The sequence below is a fragment of the Acinetobacter sp. 24-47-62 genome, from assembly GCF_056779765.1.
The window spans coordinates 166,169-186,290 of sequence record NZ_JBWYIN010000002.1 but is presented as its reverse complement, the minus strand read 5'-3'; the positions used below and the strand labels follow the sequence as shown (position 1 = coordinate 186,290).

General features: G+C 40.1%; 14 protein-coding genes. 7 read left to right on the top strand and 7 right to left on the bottom strand.

Annotated elements, in window-relative coordinates; translation table 11 throughout:
* The first annotated feature begins 350 nt into the window (after positions 1-350).
* A complete protein-coding gene (omp33-36, locus tag AC1M87_RS02415) occupies positions 351-1,286 on the top strand; it encodes a porin Omp33-36 (RefSeq protein WP_481592839.1) in 936 nt (311 codons plus the stop codon).
* A 63-nt stretch (positions 1,287-1,349) separates the two neighbouring features.
* Here the strand turns inward: omp33-36 and betT are convergent, their stop codons facing one another.
* The 4 genes from betT to AC1M87_RS02395 all read right to left on the bottom strand — a co-directional run bounded on the left by betT (position 1,350) and on the right by AC1M87_RS02395 (position 6,414).
* Entirely contained in the window at positions 1,350-3,320 is a 1,971-nt protein-coding gene (gene betT / locus AC1M87_RS02410; protein ID WP_481592838.1) for a choline BCCT transporter BetT, read from the bottom strand.
* Positions 3,321-3,546: 226 nt separating this feature from the next.
* Positions 3,547-4,236, bottom strand: a complete 690-nt coding sequence (locus tag AC1M87_RS02405; RefSeq protein WP_481592837.1) for an ion channel — start codon at positions 4,234-4,236, stop codon at positions 3,547-3,549.
* Between the two features lie 137 nt (positions 4,237-4,373).
* The gene (locus tag AC1M87_RS02400; RefSeq protein ID WP_481592836.1) at positions 4,374-6,080 is read right to left on the bottom strand and encodes a cation acetate symporter; all 1,707 of its coding nucleotides are present in this window, start codon (positions 6,078-6,080) and stop codon (positions 4,374-4,376) included.
* A 1-nt stretch (position 6,081) separates the two neighbouring features.
* Positions 6,082-6,414, bottom strand: coding sequence for a DUF485 domain-containing protein (locus AC1M87_RS02395; protein WP_035265779.1), 333 nt, complete (start codon positions 6,412-6,414; stop codon positions 6,082-6,084).
* 183 nt (positions 6,415-6,597) lie between these two features.
* On the opposite strand from AC1M87_RS02395, the gene AC1M87_RS02390 reads away from it, so the two are divergent.
* Together AC1M87_RS02390 and AC1M87_RS02385 are read left to right on the top strand one after the other, a co-directional pair.
* Positions 6,598-10,089 carry a hybrid sensor histidine kinase/response regulator gene (locus AC1M87_RS02390; RefSeq protein ID WP_481592835.1) on the top strand — a complete coding sequence of 1,164 codons (3,492 nt, stop codon included), beginning with the start codon at positions 6,598-6,600 and terminating at the stop codon, positions 10,087-10,089.
* 424 nt (positions 10,090-10,513) lie between these two features.
* Positions 10,514-11,281 (top strand): hypothetical protein, encoded by a 768-nt coding sequence (locus tag AC1M87_RS02385; protein WP_035265786.1) that lies wholly within the window; start codon positions 10,514-10,516, stop codon positions 11,279-11,281.
* A gap of 61 nt (positions 11,282-11,342) precedes the next feature.
* Here the strand turns inward: AC1M87_RS02385 and AC1M87_RS02380 are convergent, their stop codons facing one another.
* Positions 11,343-11,993, bottom strand: coding sequence for a response regulator (locus AC1M87_RS02380; RefSeq protein ID WP_035265788.1), 651 nt, complete (start codon positions 11,991-11,993; stop codon positions 11,343-11,345).
* Between the two features lie 376 nt (positions 11,994-12,369).
* Between AC1M87_RS02380 and msuE the strand changes: the two genes are divergently transcribed.
* The 4 genes from msuE (at position 12,370) to AC1M87_RS02360 (ending at position 16,397) form a co-directional block, all read left to right on the top strand.
* Positions 12,370-13,107, top strand: coding sequence for an FMN reductase (msuE, locus tag AC1M87_RS02375; RefSeq protein WP_481592834.1), 738 nt, complete (start codon positions 12,370-12,372; stop codon positions 13,105-13,107).
* A 29-nt stretch (positions 13,108-13,136) separates the two neighbouring features.
* Positions 13,137-14,246 (top strand): dimethylsulfone monooxygenase SfnG, encoded by a 1,110-nt coding sequence (sfnG, locus tag AC1M87_RS02370; RefSeq protein ID WP_481592833.1) that lies wholly within the window; start codon positions 13,137-13,139, stop codon positions 14,244-14,246.
* Positions 14,247-14,555: 309 nt separating this feature from the next.
* On the top strand, positions 14,556-15,704 hold the full coding sequence (locus AC1M87_RS02365; RefSeq protein WP_306669939.1) for an MFS transporter: 1,149 nt from the start codon (positions 14,556-14,558) through the stop codon (positions 15,702-15,704).
* Between the two features lie 78 nt (positions 15,705-15,782).
* Positions 15,783-16,397, top strand: coding sequence for a riboflavin synthase subunit alpha (locus AC1M87_RS02360; protein ID WP_092766502.1), 615 nt, complete (start codon positions 15,783-15,785; stop codon positions 16,395-16,397).
* 43 nt (positions 16,398-16,440) lie between these two features.
* Here AC1M87_RS02360 and AC1M87_RS02355 read toward each other — a convergent pair whose 3' ends face one another.
* Positions 16,441-17,622: an acyl-CoA dehydrogenase family protein gene (locus tag AC1M87_RS02355; protein WP_481592832.1), complete on the bottom strand. Its 1,182-nt coding sequence runs from the start codon at positions 17,620-17,622 to the stop codon at positions 16,441-16,443.
* A gap of 149 nt (positions 17,623-17,771) precedes the next feature.
* A complete protein-coding gene (gene acs, locus AC1M87_RS02350) occupies positions 17,772-19,715 on the bottom strand; it encodes an acetate--CoA ligase (RefSeq protein ID WP_481592831.1) in 1,944 nt (647 codons plus the stop codon).
* Positions 19,716-20,122 lie beyond the last annotated feature (407 nt).

Sequence of the window (20,122 nt, the reverse complement as noted above, 5' to 3'; positions counted from 1 at the left end):
GTGAAAAAAGTCACATTATTTATTTTCAAATGAGTTAAAATTAAACGAAAATCTTAAATTTCATGTAAATTAACATTTTCTTTATACGTTTTATCCGATTCTAATAATCTTTTTTTTGTATAATTTCGATGCAATTTTTTTAGCTTAATCGACCTTGAAAATCTCCTTATCACATTGTTATTTTTGAATAAAATGTTCAAAAATTCATGTTCTTAATCTTCTTGTATCAAGAAATAACACACAAAATAAATTTAGACCAGCAGACTATTACCTTAAAGATCATTGACTTAATACATTGTTACAATACAATATTTACTGCATATTCATTCGACATTTATTTGGTAACTATTATGAAAAAAATTAGTTTAGCCACTGCTTTATTAGTAGCAATGACTGGGGCACACGCATATCAAGTTGAAGTACAAGGCGCTGCTGAATACTTTGATGACTCATTGAACAATGATAACTATACTGGTTCTGTTCAAGGTACTTACTACTTCAAGAATGTAGACTCAACTAAAGGTCCTTTAGCTGAAGCGGCTTTCTTAAATCAAGCATCTAATGTTTCTGTTGCTTATAACTTCGGTGAATATTCTGCTGATATTAAAGCTGCTAATCAGAAAGTTGAAGCTCAGCAACATAACTATGGTGCAAAAGCTGAAGCTTATATCCCAACTAAACTTATTCCTTTATATGCAAGCGCGTCATATAGCCACTCAAAAACTGATGCTAAAAATGAATTCACTGCAACCAATCCATCTAACCACCCACAAGTTGCTAAATTAGCAGATGGTAACGGCGATCGTTATGCATTAGAAGTTGGTGCAATGTTACTGCCAAACTTTTTGGTTGCTGTAGGTTATACAAGCGTTGCTGATCAATACTCTTTTGATGTATTCAAAGCAATCAACAACGGTAGCGTATTCTCAGCACTTGAAGCAGGTACTATTGCTGAAGATCAAGATGCGATCACAGCTCGTACTAAATATGTAGGCGGCATCACTGATACAAATATGTCTGTCGGCTTTGAAGCTGGTTTAGTATACGGTGAAGATACACTTTACCAATTAAAATCTGACCTTTACTTCAATCCACAGTTAAGCGCAGGCGTTTCTTATACTGAATCAAGCTTTAATGACACTCCAAGCTCAGCTATCGGTGCTAACGTAAACTACTTCATCACTCCAGCTGTAGCTGTTGGTGCAAGTTATGTAAATGCTAACGCTGAAAATGGTTCTAGCCGTGATACTGAAACTGTTGGCTTAAATGCTAAATTCCGTTTCTAATAAATTATTAGATACAGAATCAAAAAAGGACGCATAATGCGTCCTTTTTTAATCATTCACTATTTACTCAGGGCTACGAATTACACTTAAGAAATGTAAATGTCTTTCGTATTGATCAATGACATCTTGAATTAAGTCTTCTTGTGTCCAGTCCATTACATCATAGGCCTGTCCACCCTCTCTTAAAAACACTTCCGCCTGATAATAATCCTGCTCATTCACCATTGTATCTGGCATAAAGCTCGGTGGCGTTGTTCTTTGTGACATCACTTGATATACGAAATTCAACTCGTCATGATGATCTACCCTCAACTCTATTCCTTCACCCAATCGATTTACACTAACCTTAAACTGTCTTCTCTTGAACTCTTTCTGCACTTGCTCTAATGCTTGATATACTTGAGATTCAATAAATACATCAACCTCTTCCTTAGAATGAGGATAGTGCATAATCAATCCTAAGCGTTTTTGCCAACTCCGTGGTTGATGAATTGCTCGAGGTGTAATTCTCGCTTCTTGCAAAGCATTCATTTTAATTAAATCTACTTTTAAGGCTTTGAGTAATCCCCAACAAATAAAGAGCATAATGACGGAGAATGGCAATGCACTCATGATGGTTGCAGATTGTAAAGCACCGAGCCCACCGACCAATAATAATACAATTGCCAATACCGCCATAAGCACAGTCCAAAAGAGTCGTTGCCATGTCGGTGAACCTTCACCTTTAGCCGTCAAATAGTCTGTAACTAATGCACCTGAATCCGCTGAAGTGACAAAGAATAAAATAACCAGCGATGTTGCTACCACACTCATCATTGAAGCGAGTGGTAAGCTATTTAAAAATTCGAATAATGCAACGGAAGAATCCTTCTGTACTGCTAGCATCAGTGCTTCATTGCCTTCTTGCATAATACTGAAGAGCGCAGCATTCCCCATAAAGCCCATCCAAATGAGTGTAAATCCAGTAGGAATCAAAATAACTCCAACGATAAACTCTCGAATAGTTCTTCCGTGAGACACACGTGCGATAAACATCCCGACAAATGGTGACCATGAGATCCACCATGCCCAATACATAATCGTCCAACCACCAATCCAACCATTGGGTTGATAAGCATATAAATTAAATGTCATGGTAAAGAGATTAGAAACATACTGACCCATGTTCTGAATTGTGGTTTGCAAAAGATAAATGGTAGAACTCGTGAAGAATACAAAGAGTAATAAGCTTAATGCCAATACTAAATTCAGCTCAGACAACCGTTTAATTCCTTTTTCTAAACCTAGAAAAACGGATAATGATGCCAATGCACTGACGATAATAATCAGTATCACTTGTGTACTTGCTGATTGAGGAACATCAAATAAATAATTCAAGCCTGAGTTAATTTGCGTTACACCAAAACCCAACGTTGTCGCCACACCAAATACTGTTCCAATCGTGGCAAATGTGTCTACGGCATCCCCCATTGGACCATGAATTTTTTTTCCAATGATCGGATACAGCGCAGAACGCACTTTTAAAGGCAATTGATGTCGATAAGCAAAATACGCCAAAGACAATCCAATCAATGCATAGATTCCCCATGCATGAAGTCCCCAGTGGAAGAAAGTCACTCGCATCGCTTGCTGCGCTGCCAAAACCGTTTCTCCATCACCGACTGGCGGAGAGACATAATGCATTACAGGTTCTGCTACCCCAAAAAACATCAGGCCAATCCCCATACCTGCGGTAAAGAGCATTGCAAACCAAGAGCCATTACTGTAACTCGGTTGGCTATGATCTGGACCGAGCCTGATTTTGCCGTAGTCAGAAATTGCGATATAAGCCAGCACGATCAGAAATATGGCAACTGCTAAAACATAAAACCAACTAAAAGAATCCGTAATCCATTGGTTCAGTTGCTGAGTAACTAATTCAAAACCATGAGGAGATAACACCACAGTGGCCAAAAATACAAAAATAATGAGTACCGTGCTGATAAAAACACGTGGATTCACATTTGAATACCATGAAGGATGCTGAGAAGACATAATTCCCCTATATATTTATTTTTCGGTGAAACGCTTCAAACTGGATAAAACGCTATATCAAATGAGATCATTTATCCTCAACCTCATACAAAGCCGAGTTAGTTTCATCAAAGATGGAATAGAAAAATCGGCTCAATATAGAGCATCGGAGACTGTTTTTTGATCTAAGTACTTATTATTCATGATTTTGCAGATGAATGCCGTTAGCAAGATGTAACGTTCTGTTTTAATCATCCTGATGCTTTGGCAAATGAGCAATGTATTGCAATGCAATTAAGCGCGAAACAATCAAAGCCAGATACATGACTCCACTAAACATTTGAATCATAGCAATCAGTCTCGCCAGCGGACTCAAGGGCATAATATCTGAAAGACCTGTTGCCGACTGAATACTAAAACTGAGAAACAACAAATCTAACCAACTATGTTGAATAGATTGTTCAGGCGTTATGCTAAAACTCAGTGGGTCATATAGCTGGCAGATGCTATATAAAAATGCGAAGCTCCATGCAATTAAAGTAAAAACAGCTGCTGCCGCAAATAATTCATCTTTGGTCAAATAGCGGTCTTCGAACATATATCGAATCAAACCATAAGCCGCTGTCGTATACGCGATAACTTCAAATATATGCGCTGTAATTTGAATATAGGCTTGATGATATCCAATCAGAATCAAGAAAGAAAAAATGAGAGCTCCTAATACCCCAAATAAACCTACAGCATTAAAAATTGGGGTCATTTTGATGACTTTAGCAATAATAAGAAGGACTAAAGCGCCGAGAATCCAAGTCATGGAGCGATAAGCCAAATCATGACTTGATATCACTGCGAGGAATAAAATCAGCAGCTGTAAAATCAGTAGACACGCGGATGGTAAACGTACGAGATCACGTATCACGCGGCATATTAAACTCATCTCAACTCCAACTATTTTTATTGTTTTGTTTGAATGAAAGCATAGCGGACAGTTGATGACTTGTATGTCATTTAAAATAGAAATTTGGTAAAGAAAAAAAGCCCCTTAAAGGGGCTTTTTATCATGATCAGTATGGTTTAGTGGTCTGACGCACCAGAAATACCAATACCTGTTTGTGAACGTACAAACTGTGCATCAAATGCTTTACGTTCTGCTTGCGCTTGTGCAGAATTGTCTGTCACAGAGAACAACCAGCAGAAGAAGAATGCTAAAGGCATCGCAAATAATGCAGGACCGTTATATGGATTAATTGGTGTATCAGAAATACCAAGCGTATCTACCCAAACTGCTTTAGAAAGTACGATGAGTACAACCGCTAAAACTAATCCAACAACACCACCGGCAACTGCACCACGCGTTGTTAAACCTTTCCAGAACATTGAAAGTACAAGCACTGGGAAGTTTGCACATGCAGCAACAGAGAATGCTAAACCTACCATGAAGGCAACGTTTTGTTTCTCGAACAAGATACCCAAGATCATCGCAAAGATCGCAAGACCTAAAGTCGCGATTTTAGACATACGAAGTTCAGATTCAGGTGTAGTTTGTCCTTTTTTCAATACGTTCGCATATAAGTCATGTGAAATTGCTGAAGCACCTGACAACGTTAAACCTGCAACAACTGCGAGAATCGTGGCAAATGCAACCGCTGAAATGAAGCCCATGAACAAGTCACCGCCTAAAGCATCAGACAAGTGAACCGCAGCCATGTTATTACCACCAACAAGCTCTAGCTTGCCAGTTACTGCCATTTTCGCAATATCAAGGAATTGTGGGTTGTGCGATACATAGAGAATCGCACCGAAACCAATGATGAAAGTTAAAAGATAGAAGTAACCGATAAAGCCTGTTGCAACAACAACTGATTTACGTGCTTCTTTCGCATCTTTTACTGTGAAGAAACGCATGAGGATATGTGGTAAACCAGCTGTACCAAACATCAATGCTAAACCAAGAGAAATCGCATCAATTGGGTTTGATGCCAGACTACCTGGTCCCATGATTTTGGTTGCATCATCTAAGGTTAAATCATGTACTTTAGAGAAGACTTGAATCGATTGCTCGAACATATTGGTGAAGCTAAAGCCAACGCCTTTCATCACCATAAATGCCATGAAGGTAGCACCTGACAACAACATCACTGCCTTAATGATTTGCACCCATGTTGTCGCTAACATACCGCCAAACATAACGTATGCCATCATGAGCAGACCGACGATGACGACAGCAATGTTATAGTTCAAGCCAAACAGAAGCTTGATCAGCTGACCAGCGCCGACCATTTGGGCAATCAAGTAGAATGCAACAACAACAAGAGAGCTTAACGCTGCCAGTGTGCGTACAGGTTTTTCTTGTAAACGGAATGATACAACGTCAGATAAATTGTATTTACCCAAGTTACGCAAACGCTCTGCTATCAAGAAAAGTACGATAGGCCAACCTACCATGAAACCAAGTGAATAGAGTAAGCCATCGAAACCTGACAGGAAAACCATCGCAGAAATACCAAGGAACGATGCTGCGGACATATAGTCACCAGCAATGGCTAAACCATTTTGGAAACCAGAAATTCCACCGCCTGCGGTATAGAAATCTTTGGTGTTTGTGGTTTGTTTAGCTGCCCATTTGGTAATCCCCAGCGTTGCACCGACGAAAATCAAGAACATGATAATCGCAGGCCAATTTGTTGCTTGTTGTTCTGCTGCACCTAAATCAGGACCTGCGAATGCCAATCCAGATAACATTGCAGTCCCTGCAAATGTGAGTAAAGAATTCCATTTCATCTTAGTGTAGTCCCTTCTCGTGAGTGATGGCTTCAACTTCGCGCATAGCTTCTTCGTTTAATTGATCGAGCTTATTGTTGGCAATGTACGAATACACACCACATAACAAGAAAGACAGCACGATGATGCCTAATCCTAGAGGGATACCCCAAGTGGTTACACCACCTGAAAGCGATGACAATAAAAACTCTTTGTTATAGCCAACTAAAAGCATAAAACCAACGTAGACAAACAGCATAATGCCTGTCAATGTCCAGCTCAGTGTGCTTTTCTTTTTGACCATTTCTTTGAATTTGGGATTCTGTAGAATTTGCTCTACTTGTCTCTCATCCATAAACAAGACTCCATATGAGACCCAACCGTAGGTCATTTTTTTTATTTAAATTATTCCGATTTTTAAATTAGCAAGATTTTGCATTGGTTGTAATTTAGACTTTGGTCGCTAAATTTTGATCAATTTGAACGTGACAGTTCATGGATGCGTTATCATTACACGAGATTCTCAAGTGTAAGTCCTATGAACAGTTGGTTGATTATTGGGGTACTCGCCCTCTACATCCTCATCCTTTTTATTTGCGCCTTTTTTGGTGAAAAACATGCCAGTCGGCTCAGCCCACGTGGACGCATGTTATTGTTTAGTTTGACCTTAGGCGTGTACTGTTCGTCTTGGACATTCTACGGCGCAACGGGTGCTGCTGTTCGTGAAGGGATCATTTTCCTTCCAATCTACTTAGGCCCACTTCTGTTTGTCTGGTTTGGTTATGATATTTGGCGTCGCTTAGGTCGAGTACGTCAGCACCATGCTATTTCCTCAATTGCTGACTTTGTGGCAGCACGTTATGGCAAAAGCGGACCTCTCGCCTCACTCGTCACCATTTTAGCCGTGATCGCCATCATTCCTTATCTTGCCTTACAACTGAGAGCCATTGCACTCAGTGCATCCGTGATGTTGCAACAAGATTCAGAAGTGATGAATCTGACCACCAATGGTGTACTTGCACTTACAGGGGTTCTAGCAATTTTGGCTATGATGTTTGGTACACGTCAGATTGCCAACACCGAACAGCATGGCGGTTTAATGCTGGCAGTCGCTTTTGAATCCTTTGTTAAATTATTTGCACTCCTCTGTGTCGCTTTTTTCTTTTTATTTGAACGCCCCGAAAACCTCATTCAAGTTTCCGCAGACGTATCCAAAACCTTCCATGAAATTCAACTGATGGGCGTGCCAGATACCTTTTGGATTCAAACACTTTTAGCAGCATTAGCGATTATATGTTTGCCACGCCAGTTTCATGTTGCTGTAGTTGAATTACGTGATGAAAAACATATTCGTGGTGCGCGCAGATGGTTTGCCGCTTACATCATTTTAACCGTTGTCGCGATTATTCCGATTGCAAGTTGGGCACTTCATGCTGCACCAGAATACATGGCAGTCCCTGATGTTGCCGTGCTGTCACTGCCTTTGAGCTATAACCAAGAATGGCTGACGCTCTTAGCATTCCTTGGAGGATTTTCGGCTTCAACTGGTATGCTTTTAGTCTCTTCAGTCGCACTCTCAATCATGCTCAGTAACGACTTGATTATGCCTGCGCTATGGCGTTTGGGTTGGATTTCTCGTCATGACAAGCGTTTACCTCGAATGCTGAAATTCACACGTCGCGTATGTATTTTGGCGGTCATGCTACTTGGATTCTTATTCTTCCATTTCTTTAATGACATTGATCAGCTGTCAGTATTTGGTCTTTTGGCATTTAGTGCTGTTGCACAGTTTGCACCTGCACTTATTGGGGGGTTGTACTGGCGTGGTGGAAGTAAACAAGGGGTCTATGCAGGTCTCATCGTTGGTTTTGTGATGTGGAGTTACACACTGCTCTTACCAACAATTTTAAGAAGTTTACCAGATGAATATTATCAATTTACTTATTCGTTTCTGATGTTTGGCCCTCTGGGATTTGACTTATTAAAGCCTGAAGCATTACTTGGTTTTGAATCATTTGCGCCATTAACACATGGTGTAATTTGGTCACTTGGCTTAAATATCGTGCTCTACATCTGGATCTCACGAATTTATCGTCCAAGTATTGCTGAGCAAATACAGGCAGAAAGTTTCTTCTATTACGAAACAAAACCCCTACAAACGCAACAAACCTCAAATGAAGTTAATTATTTACATCATGATGTCGCACGATTAAAAGTGGGTGACCTGATCACGCTTGCCAAACGGATTACGGGTGAAGGTCCGACCATGCATGCGTTTAATCAATTCTGCTTATCCAATAATGTGATATTAAACGAAAACAGCAGTGCCAATGGGATGTGGTGGCGTTTCACTGAACAATATCTTGCTGGCACAATTGGAGCTGCATCGGCACGTACCCTACTCACTACAGCCATGGTTAACAATGGATTAGCACTTGGACAGGTCGCTAATATTCTAGATCAAGCATCACAATGGCAACGCTTTAACCAAAATCTAATTATGACCATGATCGACCACATGACCCAAGGGGTAAGTGTTGTCGATGAAAACATGTGTTTAGTCGCATGGAATAATCAATATCTCGTTTTATTCGATTATCCAAAAGATTTGGTATATGTGGGCTGCCCAATTGCAGACTTGATCCGATACAACGCAGAGCGCGGTGAATGTGGACCTGGTTCCGTTGAAGAGCACGTACGTAAACGTATTCATTGGATGAAAGTAGGTAGCGCTCATGAGTTCGAACGTATTCGAAAAGATGGTCGTGTTATCCAAATGCGAGGAAATCCAATCGAAGGCGGTGGCTTCGTGACGACATTTGCTGATATCACGGCATTCCGAGAAACTGAAGCACTACTTGAAGGACGCGTTCAAGATCGTACTCAACAACTTGCCAATGCCTTGGCAGAACAACAATTGGCACGTGAACAAGCTGACAAAGCCAATATGTCAAAAAGTCGATTCATTGCTGCAGCAAGTCATGATTTACTTCAACCTATGCACGCTGCACGGTTATTCAGTACGGCATTAGAACAAAGCATTCAAAATGAAGAAGATGCTAAAACGCTACAGCAACTCGACCGTGCCTTACATGGTGCAGAGAGTATGCTTTCTGCATTATTAGACATTGCACGTTTAGAAGGTGGAACAATACAACCTAAACGACAAGCCTATCCATTACATGACCTATTGAGTGACTTAGAACTACAATTTAAATCAATTGCAGCACAACGAGCGATCTCCTTCCGAGTGCATGACGTGAAGTTCTGGATTGATACAGATCCTCAATGGATTCGCCGTATTATTCAAAACTTTGTCAGTAATGCCCTAAGATACACAGCAAAAGGTCGTGTAATTGTTGGGGTGTTACGTTCAGCAGAAAGAGCGAATCATATTCGTATTGGTGTTTGGGATACTGGTCCAGGGATTGCTGAACAACAACGTATTAAACTCTTCCAAGAGTTTGAACGTTGCGGACATACCTCGCCATGGGGTGAACAAGGTTTAGGTCTTGGACTCGCCATCGTTCAGAGAATGACCAGTATGTTGGGTTATCCTGTGCATGTGTATTCCGAGTTGGGTAAGGGTTCATGTTTTATGATTGAAGTCCCACTCATCGATGCACCAAAGGTTGTGACCGCACCAGTTCAAGCCACACCATTAAAATCTGCAGCGTATAAAATTTTATGTTTAGACAATGATGAAACTATTTTAGAAGGCATGGCAACTTTGCTTACTAAATGGGGTTATCAAGTGTTTAAAGCCACAGAACCTGAACAAGCGCTTGAGATTATTCAACAAGAGAACATTCAAGTTTGGTTGGTCGATCAACACCTGAATTCAAATAAAATAGGATTAGATTTTATTGTAGACTATCGTCAAGAAAATGTACCTGTGGCATTGATTACAGCTGATTCAGATCCTGAGCTTCCTCAACGACTCAAAGAGCTGAATATTGTCCTACTGAAAAAACCTCTCAAACCTGCCTCACTACGTTCATGGTTATCAGGTTTAAAAATTTCAAAATAAGATTTGAATAGTTATATTTTGATACATTCATCACCCAGTTTTTCCAAGAAGAGCTGGGTGATTTTTATACATATTGACACTGTACTTTACAATGATTGGCAGTCCTCAGCTTCACAGGTGGCAAAAGAGAACAAAATAAAGCTAAAGAGAGCGTTGGCGATTGACCAAAAAAATCAAAGTCTGATTTTCTATGGCAAAACACATCAAAAGTTGAAAAAGTATTTAAAACAAATAGTTACAAGTTTACTAACATCATGTTTTTAGATGACAAATTTACTCATCAAATAAAAATTAATACTTTAGTCTTATTCTTATTGCAATCAACATAATTCTAAATCTAGCCATCAGCACATCTTCTTTCGATTAAAGCAATCAAAGTGCCTCAAATTTTCTCGAGAATAAAAGTATCAAATGGAGTCTTGCAATGAACATTTCAGAAGCTATGCCACATGGTTTAGATCGTAATCACGAATTTCATCGCCAATATGGTGCCAATGCAATTTTGCCTGAAATCAAGTGGCAAGAAATTTTTCCATCTACATCCTTAAAAAATGTACATGTACGTGCCTTGGAACAGATTTACCAAACTGCAGTACCTTTGGCTTTACAGGTTTTTGAACAATTAAAATTTGATGTATTTACACCAGCAGCTTATCACCCTCAAGGCTTAGGTTTATTTGATAAATTGGCACAACAAGAAAATCAACTTATTCAACGTTTAGCATCAGAATGCCGAGATTTAGATGAACATACGCGTCATCAAGTGTGGAGTATGTTGTTGCGTGGTGGTGCCGTTTTGGTCTTTAAAGCTTGGCTTGGTAAAGTGAAAACTGGTGAAAATACGCTTGATACCACGCAGTTTGATGAAATTTCAGATTTACTCTTTATCAAAACACCGCCGCTTGCACTCGCAGAACAATTAGGCATCGATGCATATGCAGATTTCGATCATATTTTTCTCATGTATGGCAATGAGGTGTTTTTAGATCGTTTTAATGGACTTGAAACGGCTGCACTCTTTGTTGATCTGAAAGTTTATGATGCCGCTTTTTTAAGTCTTAGAGATGATCGCGTTGCAGAATATTTAAAACGCAAGGGCTATGTAACACAAGATCAAATTGATGAACTTCAATGTGCACTCAATCCTCTATATTGTAATGAGTTGACACCTAAACAGGACTGTTTAGCCTAAAGTAGATACGCATCGAAAAAAAGACCTTTGATTAGGTCTTTTTTTCAAATCTAAGAATCAATTAAACACGTTTTTCTTCGATGTTTAATGCATTAATCGCTAATACAGCCTGAGTACGATTTTGAACGCCTAATTTACGGAAAATCGCGGTCACATGCGCTTTAATCGTTGCTTCAGAAACATCAAGTTCGTATGCGATCTGTTTATTCAACAAACCTTCTGCAACCATCATTAACACTCGGAATTGTTGTGGTGTTAGAGATTGAATACGTTCTGCTAAAGCTGTTTCATCTGCAGCACGTGGATCAAAGTTTAAATTCGCAGGCAGATTTGGCGGTAACCACATATCCCCTTCTAATACCTGACGAATCGCTTCACCAATGTGACTTGGATGCGCTGATTTTGGAATATAGCCCATTGCACCATGTGCAATCGAGCGTTGAATAATTGAAACTTCTTCATGCGCCGATACGACAATAATTGGTAACGATGGATACTGTGCACGCACATGCACCAACGCTGAGAAGCCTGATGCACCTGGAAGATTCAAATCTAAAAGTACTAAATCTGGTTCAGGACCTTTTTCTAAACGTTCATAAAATTCATTAACAGCAGCTGTTTCATGGATTTGGGCTTGCGGTAAGCTGTAACGAACTGCTTGAATTAAAGCATGACGAAACAGTGGATGATCATCAACGATTAAAATATTCATAAGCGAGGCGAGAGATCTCAAACACAATCAATATACTAACTGTGCTATAGCTGTTAAGGATATATAAATATTAACGAATTTTTGCAGAAAATGTCGGGCTAAATCTTACAAACGCGATTTTTTTATGTAATTTTGAAAATTCGATAAGCACATCACTTTTAAATATAAAATTTATTCAAATACTGAAATAGCTTATTCATAATCATAAATATACGTTTATTCAGTTATTTATCACTAATTTATATCTCAAGAAGATTAAATTCCCGCTATATACGCAAAAATGATATTTATTCTTATTTTGCTTATTTTACAGAATAAGCATTAACCCACATAAATAGTGCATCCGAGATTAATTTTAAATTTTTAGGTTTGTACTATGTCTACTGCTCAACAAAAACCATTAAATATCGTCGCTGTCTCTGGCGGTCTAAATAATCCTTCAAAAACTGAAGCGCTTGTTCAAGCGATTTTGGATGAGTTAGGTGAAGCAACACCAATTCATGTGCATTTTATTAAATTTAGCGAAATCGGTCATTTATTAGGTGGTGCCATTTATCGCAATCAGCTGCCGCAACGTGTTCAAGATGATCTTGCTGCTGTTGAAGCCGCGGATGCGTTGATTGTGGGAACGCCCGTATATCGCGCATCTTTCACAGGTTTATTTAAACATTTCTTTGACTTTGTAGAACAAACTGCGCTGGTTGATGTGCCTGTATTACTAGCTGCATCAGGGGGCAGTGATCGCCATGCCTTAGTACTTGAGCATCAATTGCGTCCTTTATTTAGCTTCTTCCAAGCACAGACTTTGCCAATTGGCGTTTATGCAACTGATCGTGATTTTACGCCTGAATACACCATTCACAGTGAACTATTACGTGCGCGCATTACCTTAGCCATTGCTCGTGCTTTACCAATTTTAGAGTGGGCACCAGCCAAAGGTAAACGTGCTGAAGTCGTTAAAGATAAAACCCAACAAGCCAATCAAAACTTGGGCATTAACAAACAAATCGAACAAGAAGAAGTATTGCCTTCAGCAGCAGTACCAAGTTTAGATGCAGCAGAGTCACGCTTGCATCACAAGAATAATGCTGCCCCAAAAATTGAAGTGGTATAAATATAATTGAATCAATGAGGGTATAAGCCATGTCTAATGCAGAAAAACAAGCGATTAAATTTGCCTATTGGGTTCCAAATGTCAGCGGTGGTCTTGTCGTCAGTAATGTTGAACAACGAACAGACTGGAGCTACGACTACAATGTTCGACTCGCACAAGCTGCTGAAAAAAGTGGATTTGAATATGCTTTGACACAGATTCGATTCACGGCAGGATACGGTGCGGAGAATCAGCATGAATCTGTAAGCTTTAGTCATGGCTTATTGGCAAAAACTGAAAAGTTACGTGTAATCGCAGCAATTTTACCAGGCCCTTGGAAACCCGCGCTGGCGGCTAAACAGCTCGCGACAATTGATCATTTAACCAATGGTCGTATCGCTATTAATGTTGTGAGCGGATGGTTCCGTGGTGAATTTGATGCCATCGGTGAAGAATGGCCTGAACACGATCAACGATATGCACGTTCAGAGGAGTTTATTCGTAGCTTAAAAGGCATTTGGACGCAGGATAACTTTAGTTTTGATGGAAAATATTATCAATTTAAAGACTACACCTTGAAGCCAAAACCTGTTCAAAGCCCACATATTGAAATTTTCCAAGGGGGTAGCTCGCGTGCCGCACGCGATATGGCATCTCGTGTTTCTGATTGGTATTTCACCAATGGAAACACGCCTGCTGAAATTAAAAAGCAGATTGATGACATCCGTGAAAAAGCCAAGCTGAATCAACATCAAGTCAAAATTGGGGTGAATGCCTTTATCATTGCTCGTGATACTGAAGAAGAGGCAAAAGCTGTGCTTCAAGAAATCATTGACAATGCAAATGTAGAAGCAGTCAATGCCTTTGGTGATGCAACTCGTGAAGCTGGTGCCGCAACTCAAGAAGGTGAAGGTAACTGGGCAAAATCAACATTTGAAGATCTTGTCCAATACAACGACGGGTTCAGAACAAATCTCATCGGTACACCGCAACAAATTGCTGAACGTATCGTTGAATTAAAATCAGTTGGTGTGGATCTGATCTTATCTGGCTTCTTACATTTTATAGAGGAAGTTGAATATTTTGGTGAAAAAGTACTGCCTTTAGTTCGAAAACTCGAAGCTGAACAGCAACAACACATCATCGCTAAATCAGCTTAATTGGTCTTCGATTAATTAACAACGATCTGAATGAAAACAGCGCTTTGTTCAATCTTGTTTTGACCCTGATAACTATAATAATAGCGTCATGCAGTAGCAACTTAACCCCCCAAGGCTCGGCTTGGGGGCTTTTTATTGGATAGTTCATATAATCTGATCAGCAACAGTACATCGAAAATTGAATAAATCGTACATTGTTCCGCTGTTACACGGTTATAATCACCTCAAAAATGAAGACAGCACAGCCTTATGGGTTCAATTCAATCAATAGAACATTCAAACAATTCCTCTGGTACTTCAGCGAATAAAATGGCGGTTCATATTATTTTCGCTATTGCATTAGCGCATGGATTACATGATCTGATCCAGTCTTGCTTACCTGCCATTTATCCCATGCTGAAACTCAATTTTGACTTGAGTTTTACCCAAATTGGGATTATTTCTTTGGTCTATCAAATGACTGCATCTATTCTGCAACCTTGGGTTGGACTCTACACTGATAAGCATCCTAAGCCCTACCTCCTCCCTTTGGGTATGTGCGTTACACTGCTAGGTATCGTTTTGCTGGCATTTGCATGGACTTTTCCAATCTTACTGATTTCAGCAGCACTCATCGGTGTGGGCTCATCTGCCTTTCACCCAGAAGCCTCACGAGTAGCGAGAACAGCATCAGGTGGTCGCTTCGGAACTGCTCAATCCGCTTTTCAAGTGGGTGGTAATAGCGGCTCTGCCGTTGGGCCACTGTTGGCCGCAGCAATCATTGTACCGAACGGCCAAGCCTCAGTTGCTTGGCTCATGATATTTGCCATTTTCGCTATTTATCTGCTTTACAGAATAAGTCGATGGACCATTCAATATGGTGTTCAAGCTGCTTCAGCAGTAAAAGCCAAGCAATCAACACCGTTGAAAGGTTCTAAACTTGTACAGGGAATTGTGATTATCTGTGCGTTAATGTTTGCAAAATTCACGTACATTGCAAGTATTGGAAATTACTATACCTTCTATTTGATCGAAAAGTTTCAGGTCAGTATTCAACAAGCTCAGCTTTATTTATTTGCTTTTTTAGCCGCAGTCGCAATCGGTACTTTTGCTGGCGGCCCTATCGGTGACAAAATAGGTCGTAAAGCTGTCATTTGGATTTCCTTCATTGGCATGGCACCCTTTGCATTACTCATGCCACATGTGAATTTGATGTGGACGTGTATCTTTGCGATTCTTGCTGGATTGATTATGTCTTCCGCATTTTCAGCAATGGTTGTATATGCACAAGAAGCGATGCCAGGTCGTGTCGGCATGGTCTCTGGTTTGATGTTTGGTTTGATGTTTGGGATCAGCGGTATCGCGGCAGCAGCTTTGGGCTATGTGGCAGATCATCAAGGTATTCGTTGGGTATTTCACTTTAGCTCATACTTACCACTACTGGGTGTATTGACCTTCTTTTTACCTAGAACCAATTGATCTGCGTAAGATGATCATCGCTACGATCTCAGGTAGGATTAAAAGCAATTAAGATTTATTTTTAGGCAAAGGTTTATTATGTATACAGGTATCGTGCAAGGGTTAGAAAAAGTATTAGATATACAGCATAAAGAGGGATATCGGACTTTTGTTATTTCTAATGCGCTCAATCTTTTTCATGATGTATTTATCGGCGCCAGTGTTGCGATTAATGGTGTTTGCTTAACCGCTACACAAATTGATTTGATCGCTGGTCAAGTGCATTTTGATGTTTCAAATCTAACACTTGAATTAACCACTTTAGGTCAACTCAACGTCGGTGATGAGGTCAACATTGAACGCTCCGCTAAAGTAGGTGCTGAGAATGGTGGGCATAATTTATATGGTCATATTGAAGGCACTGCAACCGTAAAGCATTTAACCAAAAATGGTGAAACGTTTCATATCGACCTTGAAATTCCAAATGGCAATATCAAATATTTCTTCTTAAAGGGCTTTATCGGTTTAAATGGCTGCAGTTTGACAGTCAATCGAGTTGATCGTGCAAACAATCAAATCTCAATCGATCTTATTCCAGAAACTTTACGCTTAACCACATGGAAATATGTTCAAGTCGGCGATCAAGTCAATTACGAAATTGATCAGATGACACGTACGCTTGTCGATACTTTAGAAAATATTCACCAAAAATAAATAAAAGCCTCTACGATGGAGGCTTTTTCATAATCCATTGGATCTAAGAGTAGAAACTCGGATCTGGAACTTTTCCAGTTAATGCCCACTCTCCGACTTCCTGATATTTATAATCAATTGGATCATGCAGGGTTTGGGTTCGTACATTACGCCAGAATCGATCTAAATTCAGTTTTGCAGTAGTCGCGCGTGCACCCATCACTTGAAAAATATTTTGTGTCACATAAAGTGAAGTATGAGTCGCTGCGATTTTGGCGGTAGCGATTGCAATTGAGGCTTCACCACGTTGCTCCGCAGTTAATGTTTCCCCTTCATCCCACGCCTTTTGTAATGTATTGATCGCTTTTTCCGCGAGCAAGCGCACACCTTCAAGTTGCACATAAAATTCGGCGAAATGCTTCTGGGTAAATGGATCATTCACCGCTTGTTCAACCAGTGATTTCGACCAAGCTTTTTGTGTTTGAACTGTCTCTTTCGCAACATTGAACGCTCCCTCAGCAACACCTAAAAATAAATGCACGAAAATCAGTTGAGCAATTAGCGGTCTCAAACTTGAATAAGGTGTACTTAAAGGACCGGGATTGAGGAGCAATTCATCCTTGCGAATTTTGACCTGTTCAAAATGACTGGTACCACTATCCGTTTGACGTTGCCCCATATTATTCCAATCTCCAAGAAAGCTCACGCCCTCTCGTGCTGTTGGAATCACGCCAATCAGTAACTTTCCATCTTCATTAAATCCTGAACAGAGCAAGATATCTGAATCAATTGATCCAGAACAAAAACTTTTATCACCATGGAAGATAAATTCTTCGTCAGAAACTTGTTTCGCGGTTGTTCTACGATCTAATGGATTTAACGTATTTCCCCAAAATAAGTTGTGTTTGGCGGTTTGTCTAAACCAATCTCCATATTGAGCTGGCTGTGCAAAAAGTTGTACCGTCGCTATAAGCAAATGATGAAAGCCATATACATGCGCAAGCGAACTATCGACTTGAGCAATGGTTTGAATGGTTTTAAAAATCGTGCTCCATGTTGCACCTTGCCCACCAAATTCTTTTGGAATAGATAAAGACAACAAACCACTTTGTCGAATTTGATCTCGCTGAGCCTTTGGATTTCCACCTTGTTTATCTCGTTCTGCTGCGGTTTTCGCAAACTCAGATGCAAGTATTTGCGCAGTTTCAAGTGGCGTTTCAGGATTAAAATTTAGGGGAGAATTCATTTTTATATTCCGTATCGCATCTGCTGATAAGCTTAGCAGATCAACATGATTTGACTTATCACAATGCCTGCTTTTCTTATCACTGAACTAAAAATACCGCTAGTTGAACTAACGGTATTTAAAACATGACTTCGTCTGTTTAATCGGGATTACTGCTGTGATTTCACTTCAGCAATTAATTGATCCACGACCTGTGGATCTGCCAAAGTTGAGGTATCGCCCAAACTATCTAGCTCATTAGCGGCAATTTTTCTCAAAATTCGGCGCATAATCTTGCCTGAACGTGTTTTGGGTAATGCTGGCGCCCAATAAATTGCATCTGGTGTAGCCACAGGTCCTAAAACTTTTCTTACCCAACCTACTAGCTCTTTCCTGAGCTCTTCTGACTCTGGCGTATCTGCCTGTAAAGTTACATAGGCTGCAATCCCTTGACCTTTGACGTCATGTGGCATACCCACAACGGCTGCTTCTGCAACATGTTCATGTGCAACCAATGCACTTTCAATTTCTGCAGTCCCCAAGCGGTGTCCCGAAACGTTCAGAACATCATCCACTCGCCCCGTAATCCAGTAATAACCATCTTTATCACGGCGTGCACCATCTCCCGTGAAATAATTCCCTGGATAAGTTGAGAAATATGCCTCGATAAAACGATCTGGATCACCCCAAATGGTACGCATTTGTCCTGGCCAAGAATCTTTGATCACCAAATTACCTTCAGCCTCTCCTTCTAGCTCTTTACCATCAGCATCAACCAAAGCAGGTTGTACACCAAAGAATGGACGTGTTGCAGAACCAGGTTTAAGTGCAGTTGCGCCCGGTAAAGGCGAAATCATAAAGCCACCTGTTTCAGTTTGCCACCATGTATCTACAATTGGACAACGACTTTCACCAACTACGGTGTAGTACCAGTTCCAAGCTTCAGGATTAATTGGCTCACCGACGGAGCCCAACAAGCGTAAGCTACTACGGTCACTTTCACGGATAAATGCATCACCTTCACGCATCATCGCTCGGATCGCCGTTGGTGCCGTATATAAAATTGTGACGTTGTGCTTATCTACAATATGTCCTGTGCGTGCCCAAGTTGGGTATTGTGGAACACCCTCAAACATCAATGTTGTCGTCCCATTTGAAAGCGGACCATACAACACATAAGAATGACCAGTAATCCAACCGACGTCAGCGGTACACCAGAAAATATCGTCTTGTTTTAAATCAAATACTTCCCTAAAGGTAAAGTTCGCGTAAGTCAGATAACCGCCTGTAGTATGTAGCACACCTTTAGGTTTACCCGTTGAGCCTGAAGTATATAAAATAAACAACGGATCCTCTGAATTCATTGGTTCAGGTGGACAGATATCTGTGACTGTCATGATTTCCATGTGATACCACAGGTCACGCCCTTCATGCATCGTGATTGGGTTACCAGTACGATGTACCACAATGACATTTTGTACAGAACTCGTCCCGTCAAGCTCCATCGCTGCATCAACGTTTTCTTTCAGTGGAATTGGCTTTCCACCACGCATGCCCGAGTCTGCTGTAATGATGACTTTTGCTTGGCTATCATCAATACGACTTGCTAAAGAATCTGGTGAAAAACCTCCAAACACCACGCAATGTACCGCACCAATACGCGTACATGCCAACATCGCAATGGCTGCTTCAGGGACCATTGGCATATACAGAACAACACGGTCGCCTTTAGTCACGCCATGCTTCTTGAGAACATTGGCAAAACGACAAACTTCATCGTGTAATTCTTCAAATGAAATAATTTTATGGCGTGATGGATGATCACCTTCCCAAATAATCGCAGGTTTATGTGGGTGTTCTTTTAAATGTCGATCGAGACAGTTTTCACTGACATTTAATTGGCCATCTGCAAACCATTCAACTTTGTAATTCTCTTTATCAAAGTTGGTATTTTTGACTTGTGTAAAAGGCTTAATCCAGTCTAGTTTCTTGGCTGCTTCGGTCCAAAATGCTTCGGGGTTTTCAATAGATGCTTTATACCGCTCGAAATATTGCTCTTCATTGGTTCGTGCAGTTTTTTTAAAAACTTCGGGTACTGGATATATTTCATTCATAATTCGCATCCTTGATTTATGTTTCTCATCTCGAGAGTTGTCTTGATCATACTGATCATTTTTTGTCTTATATCTTGAGTATGACTATACTTTAAAATTTCAAACAATCATGCTTTGGTCGTAGACTGAGCATTCATTTATTTCAAAAGTTATCCGTATCTTCTTGCCAATTGAACAACCTAAAATATCTAACAATCAATGATCCGAATCATTGCTGATCATCATTCCTAAGCAAGTAAAATCTGTCGTTGTCAAAAAACTCCATTTTTTTATCAATAAATACCATTTCGATTTTTTTGTTGGACAAGGTGCTGAATGTTTATAAAAACATGCAATTTTTTTGTTATTTTCAGTTTATTCAATGAATAAAAATGACGATAAAACCTGCGAACGTGATTTTTATTCAC

Coding starts and splice junctions, on each gene's coding strand:
- msuE (WP_481592834.1), top strand. CDS start 12,370: ATGTCTACTGCTCAACAAAAACCATTAAATATCGTCGCTGTCTCTGGC.
- sfnG (WP_481592833.1), top strand. CDS start 13,137: ATGTCTAATGCAGAAAAACAAGCGATTAAATTTGCCTATTGGGTTCCA.
- AC1M87_RS02390 (WP_481592835.1), top strand. CDS start 6,598: ATGAACAGTTGGTTGATTATTGGGGTACTCGCCCTCTACATCCTCATC.
- acs (WP_481592831.1), bottom strand. CDS start 19,715: ATGAATGAAATATATCCAGTACCCGAAGTTTTTAAAAAAACTGCACGA.
- AC1M87_RS02405 (WP_481592837.1), bottom strand. CDS start 4,236: ATGAGTTTAATATGCCGCGTGATACGTGATCTCGTACGTTTACCATCC.
- omp33-36 (WP_481592839.1), top strand. CDS start 351: ATGAAAAAAATTAGTTTAGCCACTGCTTTATTAGTAGCAATGACTGGG.
- AC1M87_RS02380 (WP_035265788.1), bottom strand. CDS start 11,993: ATGAATATTTTAATCGTTGATGATCATCCACTGTTTCGTCATGCTTTA.
- AC1M87_RS02360 (WP_092766502.1), top strand. CDS start 15,783: ATGTATACAGGTATCGTGCAAGGGTTAGAAAAAGTATTAGATATACAG.
- AC1M87_RS02365 (WP_306669939.1), top strand. CDS start 14,556: ATGGCGGTTCATATTATTTTCGCTATTGCATTAGCGCATGGATTACAT.
- AC1M87_RS02385 (WP_035265786.1), top strand. CDS start 10,514: ATGAACATTTCAGAAGCTATGCCACATGGTTTAGATCGTAATCACGAA.
- AC1M87_RS02400 (WP_481592836.1), bottom strand. CDS start 6,080: ATGAAATGGAATTCTTTACTCACATTTGCAGGGACTGCAATGTTATCT.
- AC1M87_RS02395 (WP_035265779.1), bottom strand. CDS start 6,414: ATGGATGAGAGACAAGTAGAGCAAATTCTACAGAATCCCAAATTCAAA.
- AC1M87_RS02355 (WP_481592832.1), bottom strand. CDS start 17,622: ATGAATTCTCCCCTAAATTTTAATCCTGAAACGCCACTTGAAACTGCG.
- betT (WP_481592838.1), bottom strand. CDS start 3,320: ATGTCTTCTCAGCATCCTTCATGGTATTCAAATGTGAATCCACGTGTT.